Raw genomic sequence first — 542 nt, 5'->3', positions numbered from 1 at the left:
GTGGTTCGCACGCTCGCCTCGACCGCGGTCCCATCAAGATCAAGCCGCAGCGGCAGCGTGTTGATGAACAGCCCCATCGCGCGGTCGCCACCCGCACCGCCATGCATGCGGCCGAACAGCACCGTGCCGAACACCACCTGCTCGCGGTCGCTGCTGCGCGCCACCACCTGACCCCAGGCCAGATGGCACAGGCTCGCCAGGCTCACCCCCAGCCGTCGCGCCTGGCTACGCAGCCGCGCGTTCAGCTGCTGCGGCAGCATCCGCTGCGCCTCTCGAACCCCGCTGCCGTCGCCGCGCACCTCGCGCAAGCCGAACGGCGTGCTCGGCTCGTCGATGTCTGCCAGCCACCCCCGGAAGAACGCTTCATCCGCCTTTGCATCAACGCCCAGGCGCGCCTGCGCCACCAGGTTGCGGAACGGCTGTGGCGCGCTCAGCTCGTGCTCGCGTCCCTCCAGCACAGCCTGGACCTCGGCACGCATCAGCTCCAGTGTGGTGTGATCCCCGATCAGATGATGCTGCAGCTCCAACAGCAGCCAGCGCGC

At 69.6% G+C, this 542-nt stretch carries 1 protein-coding gene; it reads right to left on the bottom strand.

Annotated features, from left to right (window positions below; all coding sequences use genetic code 11):
- Positions 1–542, bottom strand: a 542-nt coding sequence (locus CWO91_RS42405) for a condensation domain-containing protein (RefSeq protein WP_130221197.1), incomplete at both ends; no start/stop codon positions are given.

This window comes from Bradyrhizobium genosp. SA-3, assembly GCF_004212635.1.
In the GTDB taxonomy this organism is placed as follows: domain Bacteria; phylum Pseudomonadota; class Alphaproteobacteria; order Rhizobiales; family Xanthobacteraceae; genus Bradyrhizobium.
Note: the sequence above shows the minus strand (reverse complement) of the source record. Positions and strands in the feature narration are given on the sequence as shown.